Below are 2,449 nucleotides of genomic sequence, written 5' to 3'. Positions count from 1 at the left end.
GTTCCGCGAAGACCACCCCTCTCTCACCAACAGCCCACTACACTCCCCACGACGCCTCTGACCAGGCCAGATAGCGAAGCACTGCTGGAGTACTAACGCGCCTACGTCGAACAAGATCTGGACCCCGCTCTCGGCACCCCCCTCATCGACCTCACCCGCGACCACCTCCGGGCCTTTGTCACCGCCCAACTACGCAAGGGCCGAGGCAAGGTCACCGTCTACCGGACACGGCCACCCTCTCCAGCGCCCTCGCCGACGGCCGCCTGGCCCGCAACCCCGCCAAGCCACCAATCCTCCCCCGCCCCACCTCCGCCCCCAGGCGCCTGTGGACCGAGGAGCAGACCGCCCGCTTCCTGCGCTCGCCCACCTCACCGACCCCTCTACGCCGACCTCGCCGCGGGTCACCGTGATCCGGGTCCTCGCGTTGTTGGAGACGGTGGGCGCGGGCGGCGTCGGGTCAGGGCTTGCTCGTCCTCAGCCGGCGGGCGGGAGCGTTCGTTCGTGGCTTGATCAGACGGAGAAGTCGGCCCAGGCGAGGCCGGTGAGGACGACGGCGAGGCCGCGGGCGCGGCGGCCGCCGTGGGCCTGCTCGAGTTCCGGGCGAGGCAAAGGTCGAGCGGGGCGTCGGTGAGGACCGCGACTGCGCCGCGTTCCGTGGGCGTGGGCGAGGTCGACCAGGTGCAGGCGGTGGCGGCGCTCGCAGCTCACGTTGTCGATATACGTTGTCAGCCCCCGGCGCAGTCACATGCTCGGGATCTGGTGCAGGAGGAGAAGGGCGTCGGCCATCGCCGCCTGGTCGCCCAGCTCGGAGACGACGGCGCGCAGCTGGTCGAGGCTCACGATCTGGTGCCGATCACGACGACGACGTCGCCGAAGGCCTGTGCAAGACCGCCTACGCGCCAAGCCGGGGTTACCGTGGCTGGCCCTGACGAGCCGGAGCCCCGTCCACAGGAGACTCCGCACCGGCTGCCGACGGCCACCGAGGCGTCCCGCGCATATTCGACCTGGCGCCGCTCGCCGCGGTGAGCGGGGATCAAGCGCGCCCCGCAAGTACCCGCTCCTCGGCGTCGGCCAGCCAGAAGTAGACCGGCGGCAGAACAAGTTCGACCACCGTCAGGACCACCTGGAACCAGTGCGGCCAGCCGTGCAGGGCAAGCGACAACAGTCGGCTCACCCCTCCCAGCAGGAGCACCCCAGCCAGCCAGCGCACGGCCGTCGCCGGGATCGGCCGCTGCCGGGCGGCCCACAGCCAGGCCAGTCCGTACCCGGCGAAGATCGCACCGAAGAAGCGCCCCAGGCTGTCGATCGTCGTCCCGGCGGCGCCCGCGCCGGGGATGGAGGCGTTACCGAGCACCACGTGCCCGAGCCCGATCACCACGCACGAGATCCCCATCATCAGCACGAGCACCCTCAACGTCCTGGCCATGACCGCTCTCCGAGTCTCGTCTCCAGCATTAGTTGACACGCGTCTACTAAGATAGGGCGCACCGGTCGACGCGTGTCAAGTAGCCTTCACCCGTGCCTCCCCGCCAACGCCTCAGCCCCGCCGACCGCCGTGCCCAGCTGCTCACCGTCGCCGCGCAGCTCTTCGCCGCCCACCCGTACGACGAAGTGCAAATGGATGCGGTCGCCGAGCAGGCCGGCGTCTCCCGCGCGCTGCTCTACCGTCACTTCGCCGGCAAGCACGAGCTCTTCGCGGCGGTCTACCAGCAGGCGGCCGACCAGTTGCTCGCCGAGACCCGGTTCGACCCGGCGGACACCCTCGTCGAGCAGCTCGGCCAGGGCCTGGATGCCCACCTGGACTACTTCGTCGCGAACCGCAACGCCGTACTCGCCGCCAACCGGGTGCTGGCCGGCGACCCAGTGATCCAGACGATCATGACCAACGAGCTCGATGCCCTCCGCGCCCGGTTGCTGGGCGTGCTCCCCCTCGCCGACGACAGCGCCCGCGAGGCGGTCTCCGGCGTCCTGAAGAGCTGGCTGGTCTTCGTCCAGGTGCTGTGCGTGGACTGGCTCACGCAACAGACATGCAGCCGGGCCGAGCTGCGCGAGGTGTGCATTGGCGCCGTGCTGGGCGCCGTCCGTCCGCTGCTCGCCACCGACCCCGCACCCGACTGGCCGCGCTACTGATCTTGTCGGCTCGGGGTGACGTCATGATGCGAGGGTCAGCCCGGTCTCGGCGATGAAACCGTCGAGGAGATCGGGGCGGTACTGCATCTTCTTCAGCCGGGTACGGACCTGAGTGGCAAGTTGGTCGGTGGTGCAGGCAGCAAGGTTGCCCAGGCTCTTCTTCAGGTGCGCCCAGACGCCCTCGTCGGGGTTCAGTTGCGGGCAGTACGGCGGGAGCCGGTAGGCCTGAAGGGTGTCAAAATTCCGATCAGGCCGCTGAGCTGGGTGTTTCCCGCAGGCCGTGGGGCGGTCTGATCGGGGTGGGGTGGTACGCGTTGAG

Annotated in this window: 3 protein-coding genes; 1 reads left to right on the top strand and 2 read right to left on the bottom strand. The window is 69.7% G+C overall.

Annotation, left to right across the window (positions count from 1 at the left end; genetic code table 11):
* Positions 1 to 1,033: 1,033 nt before the first annotated feature.
* Positions 1,034 to 1,426 (bottom strand): DUF4345 domain-containing protein, encoded by a 393-nt coding sequence (locus AB0442_RS42175; protein WP_366168803.1) that lies wholly within the window; start codon positions 1,424 to 1,426, stop codon positions 1,034 to 1,036.
* Positions 1,427 to 1,518: 92 nt separating this feature from the next.
* Between AB0442_RS42175 and AB0442_RS42170 the strand changes: the two genes are divergently transcribed.
* A complete protein-coding gene (locus AB0442_RS42170; protein WP_366168802.1) occupies positions 1,519 to 2,130 on the top strand; it encodes a TetR/AcrR family transcriptional regulator in 612 nt (203 codons plus the stop codon).
* A gap of 21 nt (positions 2,131 to 2,151) precedes the next feature.
* On the opposite strand, the gene AB0442_RS42165 is transcribed toward AB0442_RS42170, so the two are convergent.
* A partial coding sequence (locus tag AB0442_RS42165; protein WP_366168801.1) for a transposase occupies positions 2,152 to 2,449 on the bottom strand: 298 nt, incomplete at its 5' end.

The organism is Kitasatospora sp. NPDC085895 (assembly GCF_040702125.1).
Lineage (GTDB): Bacteria > Actinomycetota > Actinomycetes > Streptomycetales > Streptomycetaceae > Kitasatospora > Kitasatospora arboriphila.
The sequence above is the reverse complement of the archived record's forward strand: the minus strand, read 5'-3'. Positions and strand labels throughout refer to the sequence as shown.